A 719-nucleotide genomic window follows, 5' to 3' on the forward strand; every position below is an offset into this window, starting at 1 on the left:
AATACCTCATTAATATTTAAACGCTTTAAAGGTGAGTAGTATGCCTTGGTTGGCGTTATTGTTGCCTTTGTCCTGTTGAATATTGCTGCGTCTAAATTGGTAATAGGCGGTGGTGTTTTTGTACCTGTGGATGATATTCCTCACTACTTAGGAACAGAGCAAAGTGAGCAATACATAATGTCTGGGCCTCATGTGCGTTATCAAAGTGATAAGTTAGATTTAGACCACGCAGATAATCAAGCACGAGCAGGTATGGATTTTTTAGATTGGGTATTTGAATTTTTGGGCCTTTGCTAAATTATTACTTTAATGATGTTCATCAAGCGGCAGAGCAATCTTATATTGGCTTATTTATCCGTAAAGCTAAGGCAACAGACTTTAGTTTACTGACTAATGTCGGCTGGCGTTATCGACTGAGTATGAACTATTAGAGTCCGGTGTTTATTGCTCCAATTTATAAAATTACTACTAGTAGACAAGCAAATGCCAATTTTGCCGAAGACCGTTACCTAGATTAGTTACGCATAATTCACGTTCAAAGTTTAATAGTCAGTCGGGTGGTTCTGGCGCAGATATTTCGCTAGGGCTTAATTTCGATAGTAAAAAATATTGGCTAGATGGCTCTGTTAAATACCGCCATGTAGCTAAAAGTAAACAGCAACGTAGTCCCTTAATGAAACAGGATAGTAATACCTCTTTTGGTTATGGAGTTGCATGGA

General features: G+C 38.1%; 1 protein-coding gene. It reads left to right on the forward strand.

Going from position 1 to position 719, the window contains the following annotated elements; all coding sequences use genetic code 11:
• The first annotated feature begins 45 nt into the window (after window positions 1-45).
• Window positions 46-297, forward strand: coding sequence for a hypothetical protein (locus MTF66_RS38390; RefSeq protein ID WP_248530350.1), 252 nt, complete (start codon window positions 46-48; stop codon window positions 295-297).
• Window positions 298-719: the final 422 nt, after the last annotated feature.

This window comes from Pseudoalteromonas sp. 2CM39R (assembly GCF_023161845.1).